General features: G+C 55.0%; 24 protein-coding genes, 1 pseudogene and 1 riboswitch. Of the genes and pseudogenes, 11 read left to right on the top strand and 14 right to left on the bottom strand.

Annotation, left to right across the window (positions count from 1 at the left end; genetic code table 11):
* Nucleotides 1-20: 20 nt before the first annotated feature.
* Entirely contained in the window at nt 21-1,367 is a 1,347-nt protein-coding gene (gene rhlE, locus AL515_RS09010; protein ID WP_061067578.1) for an ATP-dependent RNA helicase RhlE, read from the bottom strand.
* Nucleotides 1,368-1,586: 219 nt separating this feature from the next.
* On the opposite strand from rhlE, the gene cecR reads away from it, so the two are divergent.
* Genes cecR through AL515_RS08985 form a run of 5 tightly spaced genes read left to right on the top strand, consistent with a single transcriptional unit; the run spans nt 1,587 to nt 7,228 of the window.
* Nucleotides 1,587-2,264 (top strand): transcriptional regulator CecR, encoded by a 678-nt coding sequence (gene cecR, locus AL515_RS09005; protein ID WP_003035216.1) that lies wholly within the window; start codon nt 1,587-1,589, stop codon nt 2,262-2,264.
* Entirely contained in the window at nt 2,261-3,256 is a 996-nt protein-coding gene (gene hlyD / locus AL515_RS09000; RefSeq protein ID WP_048212204.1) for a secretion protein HlyD, read from the top strand. The genes cecR and hlyD overlap by 4 nt, the downstream gene beginning before the upstream one ends.
* Complete coding sequence (locus AL515_RS08995) at nt 3,249-4,985, top strand: ATP-binding cassette domain-containing protein (protein WP_061067577.1); 1,737 nt, start codon at nt 3,249-3,251, stop codon at nt 4,983-4,985. The genes hlyD and AL515_RS08995 overlap by 8 nt, the downstream gene beginning before the upstream one ends.
* Nucleotides 4,978-6,111, top strand: a complete 1,134-nt coding sequence (locus AL515_RS08990) for an ABC transporter permease (RefSeq protein ID WP_061067576.1) — start codon at nt 4,978-4,980, stop codon at nt 6,109-6,111. Before AL515_RS08995 ends, AL515_RS08990 begins: the two co-directional genes overlap by 8 nt.
* A 10-nt stretch (nt 6,112-6,121) precedes the next feature.
* The gene (locus AL515_RS08985) at nt 6,122-7,228 is read left to right on the top strand and encodes an ABC transporter permease (RefSeq protein ID WP_061067575.1); all 1,107 of its coding nucleotides are present in this window, start codon (nt 6,122-6,124) and stop codon (nt 7,226-7,228) included.
* Here the strand turns inward: AL515_RS08985 and AL515_RS08980 are convergent.
* Entirely contained in the window at nt 7,190-7,600 is a 411-nt protein-coding gene (locus AL515_RS08980) for a YbhQ family protein (RefSeq protein WP_048212208.1), read from the bottom strand. The genes AL515_RS08985 and AL515_RS08980 overlap by 39 nt on opposite strands.
* A 189-nt stretch (nt 7,601-7,789) precedes the next feature.
* Between AL515_RS08980 and AL515_RS08975 the strand changes: the two genes are divergently transcribed.
* Both AL515_RS08975 and clsB read left to right on the top strand, forming a co-directional pair.
* On the top strand, nt 7,790-8,551 hold the full coding sequence (locus AL515_RS08975; protein WP_061067574.1) for an endonuclease/exonuclease/phosphatase family protein: 762 nt from the start codon (nt 7,790-7,792) through the stop codon (nt 8,549-8,551).
* On the top strand, nt 8,548-9,792 hold the full coding sequence (gene clsB, locus AL515_RS08970) for a cardiolipin synthase ClsB (RefSeq protein ID WP_061067573.1): 1,245 nt from the start codon (nt 8,548-8,550) through the stop codon (nt 9,790-9,792). The genes AL515_RS08975 and clsB overlap by 4 nt, the downstream gene beginning before the upstream one ends.
* Before the next feature lie 152 nt (nt 9,793-9,944).
* Here the strand turns inward: clsB and AL515_RS08965 are convergent.
* The 6 genes and pseudogenes from AL515_RS08965 to moaA form a co-directional block, all read right to left on the bottom strand.
* Nucleotides 9,945-10,632 (bottom strand): annotated as a pseudogene (locus AL515_RS08965) (Bax inhibitor-1/YccA family protein).
* A gap of 41 nt (nt 10,633-10,673) precedes the next feature.
* A complete protein-coding gene (moaE, locus tag AL515_RS08960) occupies nt 10,674-11,126 on the bottom strand; it encodes a molybdopterin synthase catalytic subunit MoaE (RefSeq protein ID WP_061067572.1) in 453 nt (150 codons plus the stop codon).
* A gap of 1 nt (nt 11,127) precedes the next feature.
* Complete coding sequence (gene moaD, locus AL515_RS08955) at nt 11,128-11,373, bottom strand: molybdopterin synthase sulfur carrier subunit (protein ID WP_048212212.1); 246 nt, start codon at nt 11,371-11,373, stop codon at nt 11,128-11,130.
* Nucleotides 11,366-11,851, bottom strand: coding sequence for a cyclic pyranopterin monophosphate synthase MoaC (gene moaC / locus AL515_RS08950; RefSeq protein WP_003035188.1), 486 nt, complete (start codon nt 11,849-11,851; stop codon nt 11,366-11,368). Before moaC ends, moaD begins: the two co-directional genes overlap by 8 nt.
* 2 nt (nt 11,852-11,853) lie before the next feature.
* The gene (gene moaB, locus AL515_RS08945; RefSeq protein WP_061067571.1) at nt 11,854-12,366 is read right to left on the bottom strand and encodes a molybdenum cofactor biosynthesis protein B; all 513 of its coding nucleotides are present in this window, start codon (nt 12,364-12,366) and stop codon (nt 11,854-11,856) included.
* Between the two features lie 19 nt (nt 12,367-12,385).
* Nucleotides 12,386-13,375 (bottom strand): GTP 3',8-cyclase MoaA, encoded by a 990-nt coding sequence (moaA, locus tag AL515_RS08940; protein ID WP_061067570.1) that lies wholly within the window; start codon nt 13,373-13,375, stop codon nt 12,386-12,388.
* Nucleotides 13,363-13,508: riboswitch (molybdenum cofactor riboswitch) on the bottom strand. (Overlaps the previous gene by 13 nt.)
* Before the next feature lie 289 nt (nt 13,509-13,797).
* Between moaA and yvcK the strand changes: the two genes are divergently transcribed.
* On the top strand, nt 13,798-14,706 hold the full coding sequence (gene yvcK / locus AL515_RS08930; protein ID WP_061067569.1) for a uridine diphosphate-N-acetylglucosamine-binding protein YvcK: 909 nt from the start codon (nt 13,798-13,800) through the stop codon (nt 14,704-14,706).
* 94 nt (nt 14,707-14,800) lie between these two features.
* Here yvcK and uvrB read toward each other — a convergent pair whose 3' ends face one another.
* Nucleotides 14,801-16,822, bottom strand: a complete 2,022-nt coding sequence (uvrB, locus tag AL515_RS08925; RefSeq protein WP_061067568.1) for an excinuclease ABC subunit UvrB — start codon at nt 16,820-16,822, stop codon at nt 14,801-14,803.
* 768 nt (nt 16,823-17,590) lie between these two features.
* Between uvrB and AL515_RS08910 the strand changes: the two genes are divergently transcribed.
* The gene (locus AL515_RS08910; protein WP_061067567.1) at nt 17,591-18,313 is read left to right on the top strand and encodes an ABC transporter ATP-binding protein; all 723 of its coding nucleotides are present in this window, start codon (nt 17,591-17,593) and stop codon (nt 18,311-18,313) included.
* Here AL515_RS08910 and bioD read toward each other — a convergent pair.
* The 4 genes from bioD to bioB are packed head-to-tail and all read right to left on the bottom strand — an operon-like array spanning nt 18,279 to nt 21,903.
* Nucleotides 18,279-18,977: a dethiobiotin synthase gene (gene bioD, locus AL515_RS08905; RefSeq protein WP_061067566.1), complete on the bottom strand. Its 699-nt coding sequence runs from the start codon at nt 18,975-18,977 to the stop codon at nt 18,279-18,281. The two genes, AL515_RS08910 and bioD, sit on opposite strands and share 35 nt — an antisense overlap.
* Nucleotides 18,940-19,725, bottom strand: coding sequence for a malonyl-ACP O-methyltransferase BioC (bioC, locus tag AL515_RS08900; protein WP_061067565.1), 786 nt, complete (start codon nt 19,723-19,725; stop codon nt 18,940-18,942). Before bioC ends, bioD begins: the two co-directional genes overlap by 38 nt.
* Nucleotides 19,709-20,866, bottom strand: coding sequence for an 8-amino-7-oxononanoate synthase (gene bioF, locus AL515_RS08895; protein ID WP_061067564.1), 1,158 nt, complete (start codon nt 20,864-20,866; stop codon nt 19,709-19,711). Before bioF ends, bioC begins: the two co-directional genes overlap by 17 nt.
* Nucleotides 20,863-21,903, bottom strand: coding sequence for a biotin synthase BioB (bioB, locus tag AL515_RS08890; RefSeq protein ID WP_061067563.1), 1,041 nt, complete (start codon nt 21,901-21,903; stop codon nt 20,863-20,865). The genes bioF and bioB overlap by 4 nt, the downstream gene beginning before the upstream one ends.
* A gap of 76 nt (nt 21,904-21,979) precedes the next feature.
* Between bioB and bioA the strand changes: the two genes are divergently transcribed.
* Nucleotides 21,980-23,269 (top strand): adenosylmethionine--8-amino-7-oxononanoate transaminase, encoded by a 1,290-nt coding sequence (gene bioA, locus AL515_RS08885; RefSeq protein ID WP_061067562.1) that lies wholly within the window; start codon nt 21,980-21,982, stop codon nt 23,267-23,269.
* Between the two features lie 57 nt (nt 23,270-23,326).
* The gene (locus tag AL515_RS08880) at nt 23,327-23,803 is read left to right on the top strand and encodes a kinase inhibitor (RefSeq protein ID WP_061067561.1); all 477 of its coding nucleotides are present in this window, start codon (nt 23,327-23,329) and stop codon (nt 23,801-23,803) included.
* 89 nt (nt 23,804-23,892) lie between these two features.
* Here the strand turns inward: AL515_RS08880 and hutH are convergent, their stop codons facing one another.
* Nucleotides 23,893-25,413, bottom strand: coding sequence for a histidine ammonia-lyase (gene hutH, locus AL515_RS08875; RefSeq protein ID WP_061067560.1), 1,521 nt, complete (start codon nt 25,411-25,413; stop codon nt 23,893-23,895).

Here is a 25,413-nt window from a genome sequence, read left to right as displayed (position 1 = left end):
CCTTTCGGCCGGGCTCGCAATTACTGTGCGGAAGATGGTTTGCGCGGACGGCGCGGCGGACGAGGCTTATCGCCTGCCGGTTTGCCTTCGCCATTACGCGGCTTCGCTTTTGGCGCACCGCCATCCTGACGACGCGGCTGCTGACCACGCCCTGCTCCGCCCTGCCCGCGACCACCACCGCCGCCACGCTGCTGGCGACCGTTCTGGATCGGCTCAGCTTTAATGGACGGATCTGGCTCGTAGCCAGGCGTCGCAATACGCGGGATCTCTTTTTTCAGCAGCTTCTCGATGTCACGCAACAACTTGTGTTCATCGACGCACACCAGCGACAACGCTTCGCCGGTAGCGGCGGCACGCCCGGTACGGCCAATACGGTGCACGTAATCTTCCGGGACGTTTGGCAGCTCGTAGTTCACCACGTGCGGTAACTCTTCAATGTCCAGCCCGCGCGCGGCAATATCGGTCGCTACCAGCACGCGTATATCACCGGATTTAAAATCGGCCAGCGCACGGGTACGCGCTCCCTGAGATTTGTTACCGTGGATTGCCGCGCTGCGGATACCGTCTTTATTCAGCTGTTCAGCCAGATGATTCGCACCGTGTTTGGTACGGGTAAACACCAGCACCTGCTGCCAGTTGCCCTGACCAATCATCTGCGACAACAGCTCACGTTTACGTTTTTTATCCACGAAATGAACGTGCTGAGTCACCTGCTCTGAGGCGGTATTACGGCGCGCCACTTCGATTTCCAGCGGATTGTGCAGCAGCTTTTCGGCCAGCGACTTAATATCGTCAGAGAACGTTGCTGAGAACAGCAGGTTCTGGCGTTTTGCCGGCAGCTTCGCCAGAACACGACGAATGTCGTGAATAAAGCCCATATCCAGCATGCGGTCAGCTTCATCGAGTACCAGGATCTCAACCTGATCCAGTTTCACCGCATTCTGGTGTTCCAGATCGAGCAAACGACCAGGCGTGGCAATCAGCACATCTACGCCGCCGCGCAGCTTCATCATCTGCGGGTTAATACTGACGCCGCCGAAGACCACTAGCGAGCGGATGTTCAGATACTTACTGTAATCACGTACGTTTTCGCCAATTTGAGCAGCCAGTTCGCGGGTTGGCGTGAGGATCAGCGCACGCACCGGGCGACGGCTTTTACCATGCGGCTGATGGGTAATCAGGTGCTGCAACAGCGGCAGGGTAAAACCTGCCGTTTTCCCCGTACCGGTCTGGGCGCTGGCCATCAGATCGCGGCCTTCCAGCACGGCAGGGATCGCCTGTTGCTGAATAGGGGTAGGTTCACGGTAACCCTGTTCGGCAACGGCACGTAAAATTTCAGGGTTTAAACCAAGGGAATCAAAAGACATAACAACTCCGAACCGCCCTGACCGTTACCGGTGTCGTTTTCAGGGAGATACATACAATAGAGATGACAAAAACCACAATGTCATGAAGGGGCGGAGTGTAGCAGTTTTTGTGATGTGCCGCATAAATTATCCCTGCGAGGAAAATAACGATCCGGACTGGACAAGGTTGCACATCAGTCATAATCTTAATCAATCGATTGATTAAGATCAGGTCATGCTATGAATACACCCACCATGACAACCAAAGGTGAACAGGCGAAGAACCAGCTCATTGCCGCAGCATTGGCGCAATTCGGCGAGTATGGTCTGCACGCCACCACGCGCGATATCGCCGCGCAGGCCGGGCAAAATATAGCGGCTATCACCTACTATTTTGGCTCAAAAGAGGATTTATATCTCGCCTGCGCCCAGTGGATTGCCGATTTTATCGGCTCACAGTTTCGTCCGCACGCTGAAGAGGCCGAGCGTTTATTCGCTCAGCCAGAACCGGATCGTGGCGCGATGCGCGAATTAATCCTGCGCGCCTGCAAAAATATGATCATGTTGCTCACCCAGGACGACACCGTAAACCTGAGCAAATTTATTTCGCGGGAACAGCTTTCCCCCACCGCGGCTTATCAACTGGTGCACGACCAGGTTATCAATCCGCTGCATACACACTTAACGCGCCTGATTGCCGCCTATACCGGCGGCGATGCCAACGATACCCAAATGATTCTGCATACCCACGCCATCCTCGGCGAGGTGCTGGCCTTTCGTCTGGGGAAAGAAACCATTCTGTTGCGTACGGGTTGGTCACAATTTGATGAAGATAAAACCGCGCTGATTGATCAAACGATCACCTGTCACATCGATCTTATTCTGCAAGGCTTAACGCAAAGGAGTCTGGAGTCATGAAAAAACCTGTCGTTCTCGGGCTGGTTATCGCGGCCCTCGTTGCCGTGATTGCCGGTGGAACGTGGTGGTATCAAAGTCGGCAAGATAATGGCCTGACGCTGTACGGCAATGTCGATATCCGTAGCGTCAACCTGAGTTTTCGCGTTGGCGGCAGGCTGGCCTCGCTGGCGGTTGATGAAGGCGATGCGATTACCGCCGGTCAGGTGCTGGGCGAACTGGACCGCGCACCGTATGAAAACGCATTGATGCAGGCCAAAGCCAATGTTGCCGCTGCCCAGGCGCAATACGATCTGATGCTGGCCGGGTATCGCGCTGAAGAGATCGCCCAGGCGGCAGCGGCCGTCAAACAGGCACAGGCTGCCTATGATTACGCACAGAACTTTTATAATCGACAGGTCGGATTGTGGAAAAGCCGCACCATCTCCGCTAACGATCTGGAAAACGCGCGTTCATCTCGCGATCAGGCGTTAGCTTCACTGAAATCCGCACAGGATAAACTCAGCCAATATCGCAGCGGTAATCGTGTGCAGGACATCGAGCAGGCAAAAGCCACGCTCGAACAAGCTCAGGCCGAGCTGGCACAGGCAGAGCTTAATTTGCATGACACCACGCTGACCTCGCCGTCTGACGGTACGCTGCTTACCCGTGCAGTCGAACCCGGCAGTATGCTAAGCGCAGGCGGTACGGTACTGACGCTGTCACTCACGCGTCCGGTTTGGGTTCGCGCCTACGTAGATGAGCGGAATCTGAGCCAGGCACAGCCGGGACGTGAGATCCTGCTCTACACCGATGGCCGTCCGGACAAACCGTATCACGGTAAAATCGGCTTTGTGTCACCAACCGCCGAATTTACGCCGAAAACGGTCGAGACCCCTGACCTGCGCACCGACCTGGTTTATCGCCTGCGTATTGTGGTGACCGACGCGGACGATGCGCTGCGCCAGGGAATGCCGGTGACGATCAAATTCAGTGACGAGGCACGGCATGAATGATGCCGTTATTACGCTCAAAGGCCTGACTAAAAACTTTGCCGGAATGGAAAAACCGGCCGTTGCCCCGCTCGACTGCACCGTACATGCAGGCTACGTGACCGGACTTGTCGGGCCGGACGGCGCGGGGAAAACCACGTTGATGCGCATGCTGGCGGGATTGTTAAAACCCGATGCCGGAAGTGCTGCGGTGATTGGCTTTGACCCTATCAAGGACGACAGCGCGCTGCATGCGGTACTGGGCTATATGCCGCAGAAATTTGGCCTGTATGAAGATTTAACCGTCATGGAGAACCTCAATCTCTATGCTGATTTGCGTAGCGTCACCGGCGAAGCGCGAGAAAAAACCTTTGCCCGCCTGCTGGAATTTACCTCGCTGGGGCCATTTACCGGACGACTGGCGGGCAAACTTTCCGGTGGGATGAAACAGAAGCTCGGGCTGGCCTGTACGCTGGTCGGCGAACCCAAAGTATTGTTGCTGGATGAACCGGGTGTCGGTGTGGACCCCATCTCCCGTCGTGAACTGTGGCAAATGGTGCACGAACTGGCGGGGGATGGCATGTTGATCCTCTGGAGCACCTCGTATCTGGATGAAGCAGAGCAGTGCCGCGATGTACTGCTGATGAACGAAGGCGAACTGTTGTATCAGGGTGAACCGACGCGACTGACGCAAACCATGGCGGGCCGCAGTTTCCTGATGAGCAGTCCGCAGGAAAATAACCGTCGATTGCTGCAACGGGCATTAAAACTACCGCAGGTCAGCGACGGGATGATTCAGGGGAAATCGGTACGCTTAATCCTGAAAAAAGCAGCAACTGCGGACGATATTCGTCGGGCAGACGGCATGCCGGAGATTAACATCAGCGAAACGACTCCCCGCTTCGAGGATACCTTTATCGATTTACTCGGCGGAGCCGGGACATCGGAATCGCCACTGGGCGCTATCCTGCATACGGTTGAAGGCACGCCTGGCGAAACGGTGATCGAAGCCAAAGCGCTGACCAAGAAGTTTGGCGATTTTGCCGCGACCGACCACGTAGACTTTTCCGTACAACGTGGTGAGATTTTTGGCCTGCTAGGGCCCAACGGTGCCGGTAAATCCACCACCTTTAAAATGATGTGCGGCCTGCTGGTTCCCACCTCCGGCAAAGCGCTGGTGCTGGACATGGACCTGAAAGTCAGCTCCGGTAAAGCGCGTCAGCATCTGGGCTATATGGCGCAGAAATTCTCCCTGTACGGCAACCTGACCGTTGAGCAGAACCTGCGCTTTTTCTCCGGCGTCTACGGTCTGCGCGGTCGGGCGCAGAAGGAGAAAATCGATCGTATGAGCGAGGCATTTGGCCTGAAGAGTATCGCGTCTCACGCCACCGACGATCTGCCGCTGGGCTTTAAGCAGCGCCTGGCACTGGCCTGCTCGCTGATGCATGAACCCGATATCCTGTTCCTCGATGAACCCACTTCCGGAGTCGATCCCCTCACCCGTCGGGAGTTCTGGCTGCATATCAACAGCATGGTGGAAAAAGGCGTCACGGTGATGGTGACCACCCACTTTATGGATGAGGCGGAATACTGTGACCGTATCGGGCTGGTGTATCGCGGCAAACTGATTGCCAGCGGCACGCCTGATGACCTGAAAGCACAAGCAGCCGATAGCGACACGCCGGACCCAACGATGGAACAGGCGTTTATCACGCTAATCAATGACTGGGATAAGGAGCACGCGCATGAGTAATTCCGCCCTCTCCTGGCGTCGCGTACGCGCGCTGTGCGTGAAAGAAACCCGCCAGATCGTCCGCGATCCCAGCAGTTGGCTGATTGCCGTCGTGATCCCGCTGCTGCTGCTGTTTATCTTCGGCTACGGGATCAACCTCGACTCCAGCAAGCTGCGGGTAGGGATTTTGCTCGAACAGCAAAGCGAGGAGGCGCTGGATTTTACCCATACCATGACCGGCTCGCCGTATATTGACGCTACCATCAGCGATAACCGTCAGGAATTGATTGAGAAAATGCAGGCCGGGCGCATTCGCGGGCTGGTGGTGATCCCGGTGAATTTTGCCCAGCAGATGGCGCGACCCAACGACGTGGCGCCGATCCAGGTGATCACCGACGGCAGCGAACCGAATACCGCCAACTTTGTACAGGGTTATGTCGAAGGTATCTGGCAGATCTGGCAACAACAGCGGGCGGAAGACCGGGGAGAATCATTCAAGCCCTTGATCGACGTGCAGACCCGCTACTGGTTTAACCCGGCAGCCATCAGCCAGCACTTTATTATTCCCGGAGCGGTGACCATCATAATGACGGTGATTGGCGCAATCCTCACCTCATTAGTGGTAGCGCGCGAATGGGAACGCGGAACCATGGAGGCCCTGCTGTCTACCGAAGTCACCCGCGTCGAGCTGCTGCTGTGCAAACTGATCCCGTATTACTTTCTGGGCATGCTGGCGATGCTGCTGTGTATGCTGGTGTCGGTATTTATTCTTGGCGTGCCCTATCGCGGCTCGTTGCTGATCCTGTTTTTCATTACCAGCCTGTTTCTGCTGAGTACGCTCGGCATGGGCCTGTTGATTTCGACTATTACCCGCAACCAGTTTAACGCCGCGCAGGTCGCGCTGAACGCCGCTTTCCTGCCCTCGATTATGCTGTCAGGTTTTATCTTCCAGATAGACAGCATGCCCGCGATTATCCGGGCGGTAACCTACATTATTCCGGCGCGTTATTTCGTCAGCACCCTGCAAAGCCTGTTTCTGGCGGGAAATATTCCAGTGGTGCTAATTATCAACGTGCTGTTTTTAATCGCTTCGGCGGTAATGTTTATTGGCCTGACGTGGCTGAAAACCAAACGTCGGCTGGATTAAGGGGACGGGCATGTTTCATCGCTTATGGACGTTAATTCGTAAAGAGCTGCAATCGCTGCTACGCGAACCGCAAACGCGAGCCATTCTGATTTTACCGGTACTGATTCAGGTGATCCTGTTCCCGTTTGCGGCAACGCTGGAAGTCACCAACGCCACTATCGCTATCTACAACGAAGACAACGGTAAACATTCGGTGGAATTAACCCAACGCTTCGCCCGCGCCAGCGCCTTTACCCATATTCTGCTGCTAAAAAGTCCCCAGGAAATCCAACCCACCATCGACACGCAAAAAGCACTGCTACTGGTGCGCTTCCCGGCAGACTTCTCGCGTAATCTGGATACTTTCCAGCAGGCACCCATGCAGCTAATTCTCGATGGGCGCAACTCCAACAGCGCGCAGATTGCCGCAAATTATCTGCAGCAGATCGTTAAGACGTATCAGCAGGAGTTGATGGACGGCAAGCCGAAACCAAACAACAGCGAGCTGGTCGTGCGTAACTGGTACAACCCGAATCTGGATTACAAATGGTTCGTGGTTCCGTCGCTGATCGCCATGATCACCACTATCGGCGTAATGATCGTCACCTCGCTCTCGGTTGCTCGCGAGCGCGAGCAAGGCACGCTGGATCAACTGCTGGTTTCCCCGCTTACCACCTGGCAGATTTTCATCGGTAAAGCGGTGCCGGCACTGATTGTTGCCACCTTTCAGGCCACCATCGTACTGGCAATCGGCATCTGGGCCTATCACATCCCGTTTGCCGGTTCACTGGGGCTGTTCTACTTCACGATGGTGATTTACGGACTGTCTCTGGTGGGATTTGGCTTGCTGATTTCGTCACTGTGCGCGACACAGCAGCAGGCGTTTATCGGGGTGTTTGTGTTTATGATGCCGGCGATTTTACTCTCGGGCTACGTCTCACCGGTCGAAAACATGCCGGTCTGGTTGCAGAATCTGACATGGATAAACCCGATCCGTCACTTTACGGACATCACGAAACAGATTTACCTGAAAGATGCGAGTCTGCAGATTGTCTGGGGAAGTTTGTGGCCGCTATTGGTGATAGCGGCCACAACAGGCTCAGCGGCGTATGCGATGTTTAGACGCAAAGTGATGTAACTTTTTGTCTTTCGCCAACAGCGAGACCACTGCGGGTCCGGCAAGGATCGCCAGCCCCGCCAGCGCCAGTAACACGTTGTTTTGCAGCACACGCGACAGTAACCACAGTACGATCATTGCCGCACCGAAATACCACGTGGTCGTCAGCTCTTCCAGCACGTCAGCCACATCACGCCAGCGCTGTTCATGGTGACGTTGCAATGCCAGCATTAAGATAACCGTTACGCCATACACGACGCATAATCCCAGGCCGACGTGCACCAGCTTGCCGCTCATCCAGCCCATTACCAGCAACGCCACTACCAGTAAATGCAACACAATCTGCCAGCAACTTAGACCCGTTGCGACACGAACACGTTGTTGCCACCTCATGGCTTTTCTCCTGAAGGATTTTTAACTAATTATTCAGAGTACCGGACTTTACGGAAAATTCCGCAACACCGCATCTTTTTGTGACGGCGACTACACTATTTATTTCGCCACAGAATTCGCGATACGGTCAAAACCCTCATCCCGAAGGATGATGGAGAGAGTCAGGAAAGTGACGCCAACGGGAGAATCATGAGCGAATCAGCAGACCGATTTTCATTCAATGTGCTCACCATTAATACTCACAAGGGTTTCACCGCCTTTAACAGACGCTTTATTTTGCCCGAGCTGCGGGATGCCGTCAGGGCAGTTGGCGCAGATATTGTGTGCCTGCAGGAAGTGCTGGGCGCTCACGACGTACACTCACTGCAGATAGAAAACTGGCCGGATACCAGCCACTACGAATTTCTGGCGGACACGATGTGGAGCGATTTCGCCTACGGGCGCAATGCCGTGTATTCACAGGGGCATCACGGCAACGCCGTGCTATCGCGCTACCCCATTGAGCATTATGAAAACCGTGATGTATCCGTTGGCACGAGTGAAAAACGCGGTGTGCTTTACTGTCGCATTATGCCGCCGATGCTTTCCCGCCCGATTCATGTGATGTGCGTCCACCTCGGTTTGCGTGAAGCCCATCGCCAGGCACAGCTCAGCATGCTGGCAAATTGGGTCAATGCCCTGCCCAACGCGGATCCCGTGGTGGTTGCTGGCGATTTTAACGACTGGCGACAACAGGCAAATTATCCGTTGAAGAGCCAGGCCGGCCTTGACGAGATTTTTACCCGCGCTCACGGTCGCCCGGCGCGAACATTTCCGGTGCAGTTTCCCCTGCTGCGTCTGGACAGGATCTATGTAAAAAACGCGAATGCCAGTACCCCAACGACGCTGGCGCTGCGTCACTGGCGACATTTGTCCGATCATGCCCCCCTGAGCGCGGAGATTCGTGTATGAAAACTGGCTGGCGTGAAGGCAATCAAATTCAGCTACTGGAAAATGGCGATCAGTACTATCCCGCCGTATTTCACGCGATTGAGCACGCGGAGCAAAAAATCATTCTGGAGACCTTTATCTGGTTTGAAGATGCGGTCGGGAAACAGCTACATGCCGCACTGCTCGCTGCCGCACACCGCGGGATCGCCGCAGAGGTGTTGCTGGACGGCTACGGCTCACCGGATCTAAGCGACAGCTTTGTCGAAGAGTTAACCGCGGCGGGTATTGTTTTCCGTTATTACGATCCGCGCCCACGCCTGTTCGGGATGCGCACCAATCTGTTTCGCCGGATGCATCGCAAAATTGTGGTCATTGACGATCGCATCGCCTTCGTCGGCGGTATTAATTACTCCGCCGAACACATGTCTGACTATGGGCCGGAAGCCAAGCAAGATTACGCTGTGCGTGTTGAAGGTCCGATTGTGGTTGATATTCTGACATTCGTGCTGGAAAACCTGCCGGGACAAAGCGCCGTACGCCGCTGGTGGCGACGGCATCACCGGGCAGTCGAAAATCATCGCCCCGGTGAAGCGCAGGCGCTGTTCGTCTGGCGTGATAACGAGGAACACCGCGATGATATTGAACGCCATTATTTGAAAATGCTCGCGCAGGCAAAGCGGGAAGTGATTATTGCCAATGCCTATTTCTTCCCCGGTTATCGTCTGTTGCATGCCCTGCGTAAAGCAGCACGACGCGGCGTACGGGTAAAACTCATTGTTCAGGGCGAGCCTGATATACCCATTGTGAAAGTGGGTGCCCGGCTGCTGTATAACTATCTGGTCAAAGGGGGCGTCCACGTCTACGAATATCACCGCAAGCCGCTGCATGGCAAAGTGGCGCTGATGGACGATCACTGGGCTACCGTCGGGTCCAGCAATCTTGACCCGCTCAGTCTGTCGCTGAATCTGGAAGCCAATCTCATTATTCATGACCGTGCTTTCAATCAGATCCTGCGCGACAATCTGACTCCCATTATTGCGCAGGACTGCCAGCGAGTTGATGAATCAATGTTACCCAGACGCACCTGGTGGAACCTGACCAAAAGCGTATTAGCATTTCACTTTTTACGCCACTTCCCGGCACTGGTCGGTTGGCTACCGGCACACACTCCGCGCCTGACTGAAGTGGAGCCGCCAGCACAACCCGCGATCGAAACACAAGATCGCATTCAAACCGAGGATGCAGGAGGAAAAACCAGATAGCGAAGTTGGACGAAAAAGCGCGGGTAAAAACGAGGAAGCGATGGCTAAATCACCGTGACTGTAGTGCCGGATGGGGCTTAACGCCTTATCCGGCCTACTTTCGTTACAAGACTGTAGGCCGGATAAGCGTGGCGCCATCCGGCAACAGAGAATTAACGACGATTACCGAAAATACGCAGCAGCATCAGGAACAGGTTGATGAAGTCCAGATACAGCGTTAACGCCCCAAGAATGGCGTATTTACGCAAGTTGGAACTGTCGCGCAGGTCAATTTGCTCACCGATATTTTTCAGCTTTTGCGTGTCATAGGCGGTCAGGCCGACAAACACAATCACCCCAATGTAGGTCACCGCCCACATCAGCGCTTCGCTCTTCAGCCAGAAGTTAACCAACGAGGCAAGAACGATACCAATTAACGCCATAAACAGCATGTTGCCAAAGCCGCTGAGATCGCGTTTGGTGGTGTAGCCGTACAAACTCATGATACCGAACATCCCGCCGGTGACCACAAAGGTACTGGCGATAGACGAATAGGTATAGACAATGAAAATGCTTGATAGCGTCAGACCGGTTAACGCCGAGTAGAGCCATTCCAGCACTGAGCTTTTGCACCATGCCGGACAGGACAAATACCAGCGCCAGCTGTGCAATGATCAGCCCAAAGAAGGTAATTTTGCTGGAAAAGACAAACATCATCACCGCAGGCGTATTCGCCGCGTACCATGCAATAAACGCCGTCAGTAACAACCCACAAGTCATCCAGCCGTAGACCTGCGCCATGTAGGTTTGCAGGCCGGAACGGGCCTGCACAATAGAATCGGATCGTGGGAATCGGTCCATGACAATCTTCTGAGTCAGTATGTGCCTAAACCAATTGTACTCTACCAGCGTTTTGCTGCTTGCTTATCGCTGTCGCGGGCGTCGACCCAACGTTCACCTTCTGGCGTGGCTTCGCGTTTCCAGAACGGCGCACGCGTTTTCAGGTAATCCATAATGAACTGCCCGGCATCAAACGCGCTGCTGCGATGCGCACTGGTCACGCCAACAAACACGATTTCGTCACCCGGCCACAGTTCGCCAATACGATGGATCACCGTTACCCGGCCCAGCGGCCAGCGCGAACGCGCTTCGTCGACGATTTCCGCCAGCGCTTTTTCAGTCATCCCTGGATAGTGTTCCAGCGTTAACGCCTTAACGCTGTCACCGAGATTGTGATTGCGCACTTTACCGGTGAAAGTGACTACCGCGCCGTCTTCATCGCGCTCTGCCAGCCAGGGATACTCATCCCCGACGCGAAACGGCGCATGGCCAACAACAATTCGCGTTTCAGCCATTTTAGCCTCCGGTTACCGGCGGGAAGAAAGCGACTTCATCACCCGCGTTAAGAGGATGATCAAAACTGACCAGCGTCTGGTTTACCGCCGCCAGCAGCTTGCCGTCTTCCAGCGCCAACGCCCAGCGATCGCCTTTGCCCGCCAGATGCTGGCGCAGCGCTTCTACCGTTGGAAATTCAGCCGTCATTTCTAGCGCATCGGTGTTGACCAGTTCGCGTACCTGAGCAAAGAAGAGAACCTTAATCATGTGCATCCACCTTAAAATCCCCCGACTTGCCGCCGCTTTTTGCCAGCAGACGCACCGGACCAATCACCATATCCTTTTGCACCGCTTTGCACATATCGTAAATGGTCAACGCCGCTACGGAGGCCGCCGTTAACGCTTCCATTTCAACGCCGGTTTTACCGGTCAGGCGACACAGCGTTTCAATGCGTACGCGGTTGTGCTCCGGTTCAGCGTGAAGATTGACTTCCACCTTACTGAGCATCAGCGGATGGCACAGCGGGATAAGATCCCAGGTACGTTTGGCGGCCTGAATACCCGCAATGCGGGCCGTAGCGAAAACATCACCTTTATGATGACTTCCATCGATAATCATCGCCAGCGTTTCGCTACGCATGGTCACGAATGCTTCAGCACGTGCCTCGCGTACGGTTTCCGCTTTGGCGGAGACATCCACCATATGCGCTTCGCCAGCGGCGTTAATATGAGTCAGTTGCGACATACTTATTTCTTCAAATGTGGGTGGAAATTACACGGACGCGTACGGGCATCAAGCTGCGGCGCAATGATATTTTCCCAGGCGGTACGACACGCTTTGGTCGACCCCGGCATGGCGAAAATCAGCGTTTTATTGGCCACCCCGGCAACCGCTCGAGACTGCAGCGTCGCGGTACCAATCTCCTCAAAGGAGAGCATACGGAACACTTCGCCGAAGCCTTCGACTTCTCTGTCAAACAGCGGCAGCAGCGCTTCCGGTGCCTGGTCCCCTTCGGTTAACCCAGTGCCGCCGGTAATGAGCACCACTTGCACATCGTCACTGGCAATCCAGGCTGAAACCTGAGCGCGAATCACATAGCGGTTCTCTTTGACAATCGCCTTATCAACAATCTGATGACCCGCCTCCAGCGCCGAGTCGCGCAGATAATGGCCGGAGGTGTCATCTTCTTCGCCACGACGGTTGGAAACAGTAAGAATAGCAATGCGTGTCGGGATAAATTCAGCGCTTACCTGACTCATGAGAAACTCCTTTTAGCGATCAGCCGCCAATGTAAGATAAGTTTTGCGTAATACCGGTATTGTTCTGATGCAGGAAATGGGTCTGCTTTTTCTCCAGCAACGCGGCAGAGATACGTTCTTCAAGCGCAGCCTGCTGGGTGTCGTCGGTCAGCAAATCACGCAAGTTCACCCCGCCTTCACCAAATAAACACAGATGAAGCTTGCCAACAGAGGAAACGCGCAGACGATTACAGGTGGCGCAGAAGTCTTTCTCATAAGGCATGATCAGACCAATTTCACCAACATAATCAGGATGACAGAAAACCTGAGCCGGGCCGTCGCTGCGCTGTCGGATCTGGTGGATCCAGCCGCGACGCAGTAGCTCATCGCGAAGTACCTGTCCGGAGATATGGTGTTTACGGAAGAGAGAGCTGCCCTCGCCCGTTTCCATCAGTTCAATAAAACGCAGTTGGATTGGCCGAGGTTGGATCCACGCAAGGAAGGTGTCCAGCTGATGATGGTTTACGTCGCGCATCAGCACGGTGTTAACTTTCACTTTTTCAAAACCGGCATCGAAGGCGGCGTCAATCCCCGCCATCACCTGCTGAAACTTATCCTGCCCGGTAATGGCGTGAAACTGACGGGCATCCAGGCTGTCGACGCTGACGTTGAGTGCCGTCAGCCCGGCATCGCGCCATGCAGCAGCATCGCGCGCCAGACGATAACCATTGGTGGTTACCGCAATCTGACGGATAGCGTCGTTTTCACGTACGGCAGCAATAATGTCGGTAAAATCGCGACGCAGTGACGGTTCGCCACCTGTCAGACGCACTTTTTCCGTTCCCAGGCTGGCGAACGCACGCGTGACGCGGCGAATTTCATCAACGGTCAGAAAGCCGTTATTAGTCACACCACCTGGCTTATAGCCATCTGGCAGACAGTAAGTGCAACGAAAGTTACACACATCGGTAATCGACAAACGCAAGTAGTAAAACTTACGCGCGAATGCATCGGTAAGTTGAGAGCCCATGTACACCTTTCCAAATACGGGAGGCGAAGTCATTTCTTCCTGCGCCCTGGTGACAATCGTATTCACGTATCGTCACGGCCAAAGCACCGTATCATTTGACCCAGGTGCAGAGGCTAGAGTGTTTATACTCGTCATGCTTCGAGTACATTGTGGTTATGCCGATACTAGCGTGTAAATGACACTTTTGCCATGTACACTTTCGCTGTATAAATATGTATATAGCGGCATGATCGTGCAATTTCGCTACAGAATAAGCAAAAACCATCGTTTTGCATTGATATACATCATCTTGCTATCAGGTGGATGTCGTCAGAAAGGGGTAGATCGCAGAAAATTATTTTCTGCAGATGGCGACTGGATAATTGCTGAAAACACGCTATTTACGTTACTGTAACGCCGATCAATTGATATCAGGAATAACTATGCGCACTCGTACGCTGGCAGATCTGGATCGCGTTGTCGCTCTCGGCGGAGGGCATGGATTAGGACGCGTTCTGTCGTCACTTTCCTCTTTAGGTTCACGCCTGACGGGCATCGTCACGACCACCGATAACGGCGGTTCCACGGGGCGAATTCGCCGTTCAGAAGGCGGTATTGCCTGGGGAGACATGCGGAACTGCCTCAACCAGTTAATTACCCAACCAAGCGTCGCATCGGCGATGTTTGAGTATCGTTTTGGCGGTAATGGCGAACTTTCCGGCCATAACCTCGGAAATCTGATGTTAAAGGCGCTCGATCACCTCAGCGTGCGGCCTCTGGAAGCCATCAATTTAATTCGTAGCCTGCTAAAAGTTGATGCACATTTAATTCCCATGTCAGAACTACCGGTGGACCTGATGGCGCTCGACGATCAGGGACATGAAGTGTATGGCGAAGTAAATATCGACCAGCTCACTACCCTGCCGCAAGAATTAATGCTCTCACCTAAAGTTCCCGCCACGCGAGAGGCGATTGAAACCATCGCGGAAGCGGACCTGATCCTGATAGGACCGGGAAGTTTTTATACCAGCCTGATGCCGCTATTGCTGCTTGACGAAATGGCGCAGGCATTGCGTCGCACACCGGCACCAATGGTTTATATCGGCAATCTGGGACGCGAACTCAGCCTGCCAGCCGCCAGCCTGACGCTTGCCGATAAGCTGGCCATCATTGAGCAATATGTTGGTAAGAAGGTGATTGATGCGGTGATTGTCGGACCAAAAGTCGATGTTTCGGCCATGACCGACCGCATTGTGATTCAGGATGAACTGGAGGCCAGCGATATTCCCTACCGTCATGACCGTCAACTGCTGCATAGCGCGCTGGAGAAAGCGGTGCAGGCGTTAGGTTGAACGTATTTGCCTGATGCGCTGCGCTTATCAGGCCTACAAACACGATCTACCCTGTAGGCCGGATAAAGGGTTTACCCCGCCATCCGGCTACGCGTTAAGACGCCGCGATAAACAGCTCGCGCAGTTGATGCAACTGGTCGCGGATCGTCGCGGCCTCTTCGAACTCAAGGTTCTGGGCATGCTGCATCATCTGACCTTCTAACTCGTGAATCTTCTGCTGCAGCGCTTTCGGCGTCATGTCCAGCTCAACAACCTCGGATTTCGCCCCGGCACGCGACTTCCCTTTACCTTTCGCTTTGGTCTTCGCAATATTCTGACCCAGCGCCAGAATATCGACCACTTTCTTGTTCAGCCCCTGCGGCGTAATACCGTGCTCTTCGTTATACAGTTGCTGTTTCTCGCGACGACGTTCGGTTTCACCAATGGCCTTCGCCATCGATGCGGTAATTTTATCGCCGTAGAGAATCGCTTTACCGTTGATGTTACGCGCCGCTCGACCTATGGTCTGGATAAGCGATCGTTCCGAACGCAGGAACCCTTCTTTGTCCGCATCCAGAATCGCCACCAGAGAGACCTCAGGCATGTCCAGGCCTTCTCGCAACAGGTTGATACCAACCAGCACGTCAAACTCGCCCAGGCGCAAATCACGAATGATTTCCATACGTTCCACGGTATCGATGTCGGAGTGCAGATAGCGCACCCGCTCGCCATGTTCTTCGAGGTATTCGGTGAGATCCTCCGCCATGCGTTTGGTGAGCGTTGTGACCAACACACGTTCGTTAATCGCCGCACGGGTGCGGATCTCGGACAGCAGGTCATCAACCTGTGTCGCCACCGGACGCACCTCAATGACCGGATCCAGCAGGCCGGTCGGTCGTACCACCTGATCGACAACTTCATCACCGGATTTCTCCAGCTCATAGTTGCCCGGCGTCGCTGAGACGTAGATGGTTTGTGGGGCCAACGCCTCAAATTCTTCAAATTTGAGCGGGCGGTTATCCAGCGCCGACGGCAGACGGAATCCGTATTCGACCAGGGTCTCTTTACGTGCCCGGTCGCCACGGTACATGCCACCAATTTGCGGAATCGTAACGTGAGATTCATCCACCACCAACAGGCCATCGGCAGGCAGGTAATCAAACAGCGTCGGCGGCGGCTCGCCCGGACCGCGTCCGGACAGATAGCGTGAATAGTTTTCAATCCCCGAGCAGTAACCCAGCTCGTTCATCATTTCCAGATCGAACTGCGTACGCTGGCTTAAACGCTGTTCTTCTACCAGTTTGTTGTTCGCCAGCAGGATTTTGCGGCGCTCCGCCAGCTCGACTTTAATTTCTTCCATTGCCTGCACGATACGTTCGCGCGGCGTCACGTAGTGGGTTTTCGGGTAAATGGTGAAGCGCGAAATAGTGGATTCAACCTGCCCGGTTAGCGGGTCGAAAAGCGACAAGCGCTCAACTTCTTCATCAAACAGTTCAACACGCAGCGCGATATCGTCAGATTCGGCCGGAAAGATGTCGATCACCTCACCACGCACGCGGAACGTCCCGCGCTGGAATGCCTGATCGTTACGCGTGTATTGCAGTTCAGCAAGCCGGCGCAGGATCGCGCGCTGGTCGATAATCATCCCCACCGTCAGATGCAACATCATCTTCAGATACAGATCCGGATCGCCCAGACCATAGATCGCGGAAACAGAGGCCACCACCACCACATCCCGCCGTTCAAGCAGGGCTTTGGTCGCCGACAAACGCATCTGTTCAATGTGTTCGTTTACCGACGCATCTTTCTCGATAAAAGTATCAGAGCTCGGGACATAAGCCTCCGGCTGATAATAGTCGTAGTAGGAGACGAAATATTCCACTGCGTTATCCGGGAAGAACTCTTTCATCTCGCCGTACAACTGGGCTGCGAGGGTTTTGTTAGGGGCCAGCACCATCGTCGGACGCTGTAAATCCGCAATCACGTTGGCAATAGTGAATGTCTTCCCCGACCCCGTCACCCCGAGCAGCGTCTGATGCGCCAGACCATCCTCCAGCCCTTCTTCCAGGCGACGAATCGCCTCAGGCTGATCGCCAGAGGGTTTAAAAGCGGAATTCAGTTTGAACGGTTTACTCATGAGCAGCTACCTGAAGCAATGGGCGGGCAGGTGTGTAATTTTACTCGCAGCAGTATATTTTGCCAGTAAAATATACTGGATGAAAAAACAGTAACGCACCAGAATATTTCTGTTACGCCATCAGAATGCCCGTCAGAGCAGGCTAAAATTTTGGCGCTGGCGAGATAAAACACCAGTAAAAATGTGTTATCCCCAAACCAATGACTTTTTTAACATTTGTCAAGACGGCAGATGAAAGTTTTATGGCAACGCATGACACTTCCGCGACAGCCATTGCTTTTATCTAACATTCTGTATTTCAATAACTATTCTCTCGAGCCGTCTTTCGCATCAATTTAGTCGCAGGCCGCGTCTTCTCTCGCTTACATTGTGTTTTCTAACTCTAATACACAAGGTTATCCACAGGAATAGTGGATAACTGCCTCCAGCCCGTGCTGACTGCCGCCTGGCAAAAACACCGACTTGCTCTTTTCGGGTGGGATAAAAAAAAATTATCGCCATTTTTTTATATTTATCAGCCAACGGAGCCCTGGAGGCTGTCGAGATCTTGCTCGCATTTTCACCATTTACCTGCCTGCACCATCCCGACGCGACCAGGCACTGGCAATGTGCGCAAAATTAACCCGGATCGTTAAAAACCAGACATCGCTGCCGATGGATCACGCTATCCCGCTGTTTTTCGCGCATTTCCCATTTGTGGCAAGAGATTTGCAATTTTCTTCTGCTCCCCGGCCTGTCGGGCGGATAACTTCATGATGGAGAAAACCTATGTTGAGTCTTCGCGCAGTGAATCACTATTACGGTAACCAGCACACGCTATGGGATGTGGATCTCGACCTGCAGCCCGGCAAGTGTACTGGTGTGCTGGGACTTCCGGGGATGGGGAAAACGACGCTGGCCAATTGCATCATCGGCAATTTGCCTATCGAAAGCGGTACGATGGTCTGGCATCAGGCAGGCGCGCCACCGCGCGATCTGAGTCCGATCCCGGCGGCAAATCGCATTGCGCTGGGTATTAACTCCGTTTCACAACAGAGACGGATTTTTTCGCAACTGACGGTCGAGGAAAATCTGCATATTGCGCGCCAGGCGGTTGAAGAAAGCGAAACAATGAACAGCAGCGATATATACCGCCTCTTCCCACAGTTGTACAGTCTGCGTCAGACCAAAGGGGTTGCCTTATCAGAGGATAATCAGCACCAGCTCGCACTCGCCAGCGCGCTGGTTACACGCCCACGCCTGCTAATCCTCGATGAGCCTACGCGAGGAACGGGCCAGGCGTATATCCACAAGCTGGGGAACCTGATTGTGAGGCTAAGCCAGGAGTTGGGCATCGCCATAATGCTCGCAGAGCAAAGCCTGCCGTTTATTCGTCGGGTCGCTGATTGCTATTGCCTGTTACATCGCGGACGCAATGTGGCCCAGGGGCAACTGGCGCAGCTCAGCGACCCGTTTCTTAACGACTGGATGGCGCCAGAGGCAAAACGCTAAGGTCGAGATAGTGCCCTGTCGTTGCGCGTTCTGGCTCGTCCTCCAGCCATGGGATTTCCCCCAGCAGCGGAGCCGGAATCGCGCGTTTCAGCGTTGCCATATATTCAGCATGGCGTTTCCCTGGCGGAGTCACATCATTGGCGACCCACCCCGCCAGCGTCAACCCAGCCTGTTGTACCGCTTGCGCAGTCAGAATGGCATGGTTGATGCAGCCAAGCTTGACGCCAACCACCATAATCACCGGCAGTTGTTCTGTTTGTACCCAGTCAGAAAAACTCAGCGTGGGTGAAAGCGGCGTAAACCAACCGCCAGCGCCTTCCACCAGCACCCAGTCAGCCTGCTCTTCCAGCTTACGTAACCCCGCAGACATCACTGAGGCCTGAATAGGGCGACCTTCGTCAGCGCTGATGATATGCGGTGACGTGGGTTCGGCAAAGGTATAGGGATTGATTGCCGTATAGTGCACTGCCACAGCGCTGTTGCGCTGTAATGCCAGAGCATCGCTATTACGCAGACCCTCAGCCGTTATTTCACTACCGGACGCCACGGGCTTATAGCCGACCGTTCGATAACCCAATTGCCCCGCGGCCTGCAGGAGCGCACAGCTGGCAATTGTTTTACCAACCTCAGTGTCCGTCCCGGTGACAAAATACGTTCTGGTCACGTTGAATTACTCCTAAAAAAAGTTGATACGTCAGCGGGTATTTTCCCTGTACAGAGGGCCAGGCTAACTGTAACTGCTGCAGCTGTGAACGGGTCAGTACGCGCTGTTCGCGTCCATCATGGAGATGCGTCGCACCGATCCCTTTGAGCGAGCGCATGGCGCTCAACGCATCGTCAAACCACAGTGTCACCGGATGAAGCTGATACTCGACGTCCCAGCCATGCAGAGCCTTTTCAAGTTGCTCCACGGGCAAGAAACGGTTGGTGTGCTCCCGGTCATCTACCGCTTGCCACGCCCGGCGTAATTCCGGCATCGAGCCGTGTGCCAGGGTACTAAACGCCACCGTGCCTCCGGGGCGCACAACCCGGCAAAGCTCACTTAACGCGCCGTGTAAATCGCTGCACCACTGCACCGCCAGATTGCTCCAGGCCAGGTCAAAAGTGGCAGAGTTTTGAGGGATGGCTTCAATATCCGCCAGCAGATAGTGGTGGGCGGCATTTTGCCGCTGTGCCTCTGCCAGCATTTGTTCAGAAAGATCCAGTGCGCTGACTTCGCTTCCCTGCTCACGCCAGTAGCGACTCATGCGCCCTGGGCCGCACCCCGCATCCAGTACCCGTGCATAATTCCGTTCACCAAGCAGCGCCAGCAAGGCGTCGGCGCTTTGGCACTGTAGCCCGGCATGTTGTTCATAGTGGGAAGCGGCGCGTCCAAATGCAGCAGCAATGGCCTGCTTATTGACCTGCGCCATGCAGCACCTCCAGCAAGCGGTCGATATCCTGGCATTCATGCGCCTGCGTCAGCGTCAGCCGTAATCTGGCGGTGCCGACCGGTACCGTAGGAGGCCGGATGGCGGTCACCCAACAACCTTGGGCGCGTAAAACCTCCGCCAGTTGCAGTGCTTTATGGTTATCGCCCACGATCAATGGCTGGATGGCACTGTCTGAGTTTGCCAGCGTGAAATCCGCAATATCCAGGCCAGCACGAAAACGTTGGATCAACATGGCCAGTTTTTCCCGGCGTTCATCGCCCTCACGACTGCGGATCACTGCCAGCGCGGCACGCAATGCCTGCGCCTGAGCAGGCGGCATGCTGGTGCTGTAAATCAGATGACGGGCAAACTGCAGCAGATAATCGGCCACGCTGTCTGAACACAGGATTGCCGCGCCGCTGACGCCAAATCCTTTCCCGAAGGTCACCACTAACAGCTCTGGTTTCACCTGCTGTCGGAAGCATGAGCCACGCCCTTCCTCACCGCTAACGCCTATACCGTGGGCATCATCCACCAGCAACCACGCATTCTGGTGCTGCGCCTCAGCGTGAATTTCCGCCAGCGGTGCGCTGTCGCCATCCATGCTGAACACGCCTTCGGTCACCACCAACTGCTGCCCCGGACAGGGGGCAGACAGTAGACGAGCCAAATGTTGCGGGTCGTTATGGGTAAAACGGCGTAACACGGCGGGACTCAGACTGGCCGCTTCCAGCAACGACGCATGGCTGAGGCGGTCGGCGACAATCCGGTCATCTTTTCCCATCAACGCTGTGATCACCGCCTGGTTGGCGGCGAAACCGGAAATGAACAGCAATGCTCGTGAATAACCCAGCCATTGCGCCAGTTCGTCTTCCAGCGCCTGATGGGCGATGGAATAGCCGCTAACATGGCCTGAACCCCCGCTGCCGACGCCAAAACGTTCAGCCCCCTGCTGCCAGGCACAGACTATCTGCGGATGGTGACTCAACCCCAGATAATCGTTACTGGAAAAATTCAGATACTGACGCCCCTCGGCCAACAACCAGCGCCCTGCCCCCTGTGTCACCGCATAGCGGCGACGCAGAGCATCAGCAGAACGACGCAAAGTGAGCGCATCGTCAATTTTTTGCTGCCAGGTCATACGGTTGCCGCGTTGTAGTAGTCGTCGGTATCCGGGGTGCGCAACGCCTGCTCCAGACGTTGCTGCTGTTCGTTATCACCCGCCAGTACCGCCGTTTGCTGCGGATTCAGACCGAGTTTGCGGAATAAAAGCAGATCTTTGTCTTCGTTCGGGTTGGGTGTAGTGAGCAGTTTGCAGCCGTAGAAAATCGAGTTGGCCCCGGCCATAAAACACATTGCCTGGGTCTGTTCGTTCATCTGCTCGCGCCCGGCAGAAAGACGCACGTACGAGGTCGGCATCATGATGCGCGCGACAGCGATAGTACGAATAAAATCAAACGCATCCACATCGTCGTTATCGGCCAGCGGCGTGCCCTTTACTTTCACCAGCATGTTAATGGGGACGCTTTCCGGCGGTGTGGGTAGGTTCGCCAGTTGCAGCAATAAACCGGCACGATCGGTAACCGTTTCCCCTAACCCCACGATACCGCCAGAGCAGACTTTAATCCCCGCCTCACGCACTTTATCCAGCGTATCAAGTCGCTCCTGGTACGAACGGGTGGTAATGATATTGCCGTAAAATTCCGGCGAGGTATCGAGGTTATGGTTGTAGTAGTCCAGACCCGCGCTGGCCAGGCGCTGAGCCTGGGTTTCGTCCAACGTGCCCAGCGTCATACAGGCTTCCAGCCCCAGCGCTTTTACACCTTGGACCATCTGTTCCAGATAAGGCATGTCGCGCTCATGCGGATTCTTCCACGCCGCCCCCATGCAAAACCGTGTTGAACCTGCCTGCTTCGCCTTACGCGCGGAATCCAGAACCTGCTCAACTTCCATCAGACGCTCGGTTTCCAGACCGGTTTTATAGCGGGAACTTTGCGGGCAGTATTTGCAGTCTTCCGGGCAAGCACCGGTCTTAATCGACAGCAGCGTACTGACCTGAACCTGCCGCGGATCGAAATGCTGACGATGAACCTGCTGCGCTTCAAACAACAGATCCAATAGCGGTTTTTCAAATAATTCGGTGACTTGCGACATTGTCCAGCGAGAAGAATGAGCCATATTGGTATACGTTTCGTTGTTAGTTTGGTGTAGACTCGTAAACCTAAATCTTTTTAATTTGGTTTACAAGTCGATTATGACAACGGACGATCTTGCGTTTGACCAACGCCATATCTGGCACCCTTACACCTCCATGACCTCCCCGCTACCGGTTTATCCGGTGGCCAGTGCCGAAGGTTGTGAACTGATATTAGCCAACGGTGAGCGGCTGATTGACGGTATGTCGTCCTGGTGGGCGGCGATCCACGGTTACAATCACCCGCAGCTGAACGCCGCGATGAAAACGCAGATTGATGCCATGTCGCACGTGATGTTTGGCGGCATTACCCATGCCCCGGCTATTGCGCTGTGTCGCCAGTTGGTGGCGATGACGCCCGAGGCGCTGGAGTGCGTTTTTCTCGCGGATTCTGGTTCGGTCGCCGTGGAAGTTGCGATGAAAATGGCGCTGCAATACTGGCAGGCCAAAGGTGAATCCCGTCAGCGTTTCCTGACGTTTCGTAACGGTTATCACGGCGATACTTTCGGCGCAATGTCGGTCTGCGATCCCGACAACTCGATGCACAGTCTGTGGAAGGGTTATCTGCCGGAGAACCTGTTTGCGCCCGCCCCGCAAAGCCGCATGGGCGGCGAGTGGGACGAACTGGATATGGTACCGTTCGCCCGCCTGATGGCCGCGCATCGCCACGAAATTGCGGCAGTGATCCTTGAGCCGATTGTGCAGGGCGCTGGCGGCATGCGCATGTACCATCCTGAGTGGTTAAAGCGCATCCGTAAGATGTGTGACCGTGAAGGTATCCTGTTGATTGCCGATGAAATCGCCACCGGATTTGGTCGCACCGGCAAAATGTTTGCCTGTGAACACGCCGATATCACCCCGGATATTTTGTGCCTTGGCAAAGCGTTAACCGGCGGGACAATGACCCTTTCCGCCACTCTGACCACCCGCCAGGTCGCGGAAACCATCAGCAACGGTGAAGCCGGATGTTTTATGCACGGCCCGACTTTCATGGGCAATCCACTGGCCTGCGCCGTCGCCTCCGCCAGCCTGTCGTTACTCGAAACCGGCGAGTGGCGCTCGCAGGTAGCGAACATAGAAGCGCAACTGCGGGCAGAGCTCGCCCCGGCGGCAGATTCCCGTTGGGTCGCCGACGTGCGCGTGCTTGGTGCCATCGGCGTCATCGAAACCACGCATCCGGTGAATATGGCCGCGTTACAGAAGTTCTTTGTCGAACAGGGCGTGTGGGTAAGACCGTTTGGTAAGCTCATTTATTTGATGCCGCCGTACATCATCAAGCCCGAACAACTGTGTCGTCTGACCCAGGCCGTCAACGAGGCTGTGCGCAATGCAACATTTTTTAGCGATTAACCAGCGGTAAGCTCTACGGTTTCTGGCTACACTTTTTGGCTAACGAGAGGAGTCAGCATGAAACTAATCAGTAACGATCTGCGCGATGGCGAAAAGCTTCCTCATCGCCACGTCTTTAACGGCATGGGATATGACGGGGATAATATTTCCCCGCATCTGGCATGGGATGATGTGCCCGCCGGGACTAAAAGCTTTGTCGTGACCTGTTACGATCCTGATGCGCCAACCGGCTCCGGCTGGTGGCACTGGGTGGTGGTAAATCTGCCTGCAGATACCCGGGTTTTACCACAAGGTTACGGCTCGGGGCTGGTTGCGTTGCCGGAAGGCGTGCTGCAAACACGCACGGATTTTGGTAAAGCAGGTTATGGTGGCGCTGCGCCGCCGAAGGGGGAAACCCACCGCTATATCTTTACGGTTCATGCGCTGGATGTGGATCGTCTTGATGTCGATGAGGACGCCAGCGGCGCGATGGTTGGATTTAACGTCCATTTCCACTCGCTCGCCAGCGCCTCAATTACGGCGATGTTTAGCTAACCTCCGTGCCGGATGGCAACGCTAACGCGTTTTATCCGGCCTACGAGCTGGTTTGTAGGCCGGATAAGCGCCAGCGCCATCCGGCATTTTTACAGAAACTCCGGAACTAAATGCAGCAACGCGCCCTGCGCTAACAGTTCGGTCGCGCACTCGATATCCGGGGCAAAAAAACGGTCCTGTGTATAGTGGGCAACCTGCTCACGTAGCGTCTGGCGCGCCTGCTCCAGCAGCGGGCTTGAGGTTAACCCTTCACGCAGGTCAATCCCCTGACACGCCGCCAGCCACTCTACGGCAATCACGCCGCGCGTATTTGCTGCCATCTCCCACAGTCTGCGGCCCGCCGCTGGCGCCATTGAGACATGATCTTCCTGGTTGGCGGAGGTTGGCAGGCTGTCCACGCTATGCGGATGCGCCAGCGCTTTGTTCTCGCTCGCCAGTGCGGCCGCGGTGACCTGGGCAATCATAAAGCCGGAGTTCACCCCGCCGTTTTTTACCAGGAACGGCGGCAGTTGCGACATGTGTTTATCCATCATCAGCGCAATACGTCGCTCCGATAACGAGCCGATTTCGGCAATCGCCAGCGCCAGATTATCTGCCGCCATCGCCACCGGTTCAGCATGGAAGTTACCGCCAGAAATGACATCCCCCTCTTCGGCAAATACCAGCGGGTTGTCGGAAACCGCGTTGGCTTCGACCAACAGAACATCCATTGCCTGGCGCATTTGCGTCAGACACGCCCCCATCACCTGCGGCTGGCAGCGCAGAGAATACGGATCCTGCACTTTCTCACAGTTATGATGCGACTGCGAAAGCGCGCTGGTGTCAGTTAATACGTGACGATACAGCGTCGCGGCATCAATCTGCCCACGCTGTCCTCGTGCGGCATGAATACGGGCATCAAACGGACGACGAGAGCCCAGCACGGCTTCGGTGGTCAGCGCCCCGCACACCGTTGCAGACGCGAACAGCTCCTGAGCTTCAATTAATCCGCGCAGCGCAAAGGCGGTGGACGCCTGAGTTCCGTTGAGCAGCGCCAGCCCTTCTTTCGCCTCCAGCGTAATCGACTCCAGCCCGGCCTTTTTCAGCGCTTCGGTCGCCGGGAGCCATTCCCCCTGCCAGCGCGCTTTGCCTTCTCCGAGCAGCGTCAAAGACATATGCGCCAGCGGCGCCAGGTCACCCGATGCCCCCACTGAGCCTTTCGCCGGAATGAGCGGGTACACCTCGGCATTCACCAGCGCAATCAGCGCTTCAATCACGCTCAGGCGAATACCGGAAAAACCGCGCGCCAGGCTGTTGATTTTCAGCACCATAATCAGACGCACCATCGCGTCGTCCAGCGCCTCGCCGACACCTGCCGCATGGGAAAGCACCAGCGAGCGCTGCAAATTTTGCAAATCTTCCGTGGCGATACGGGTCTGGGCCAGCAGGCCAAAGCCAGTATTAATGCCATACGCCGTACGGCCTTCAGCGACAATGTTATTGACGCAGGCGACGCTGGCGTTGATAGCATCAATCGCGGCAGCATCGAGGCTCAATTTGACCGGCTGCTGCCAGATGTCGCGTAGTTGCGCAAAGCTCAGATGACCCGGTGTTAATGTCATGGTGTTCAT

The organism is Citrobacter sp. FDAARGOS_156 (assembly GCF_001559235.2).
In the GTDB taxonomy this organism is placed as follows: domain Bacteria; phylum Pseudomonadota; class Gammaproteobacteria; order Enterobacterales; family Enterobacteriaceae; genus Citrobacter; species Citrobacter youngae.
This window is presented reverse-complemented; position numbering and strand designations above follow the sequence as displayed.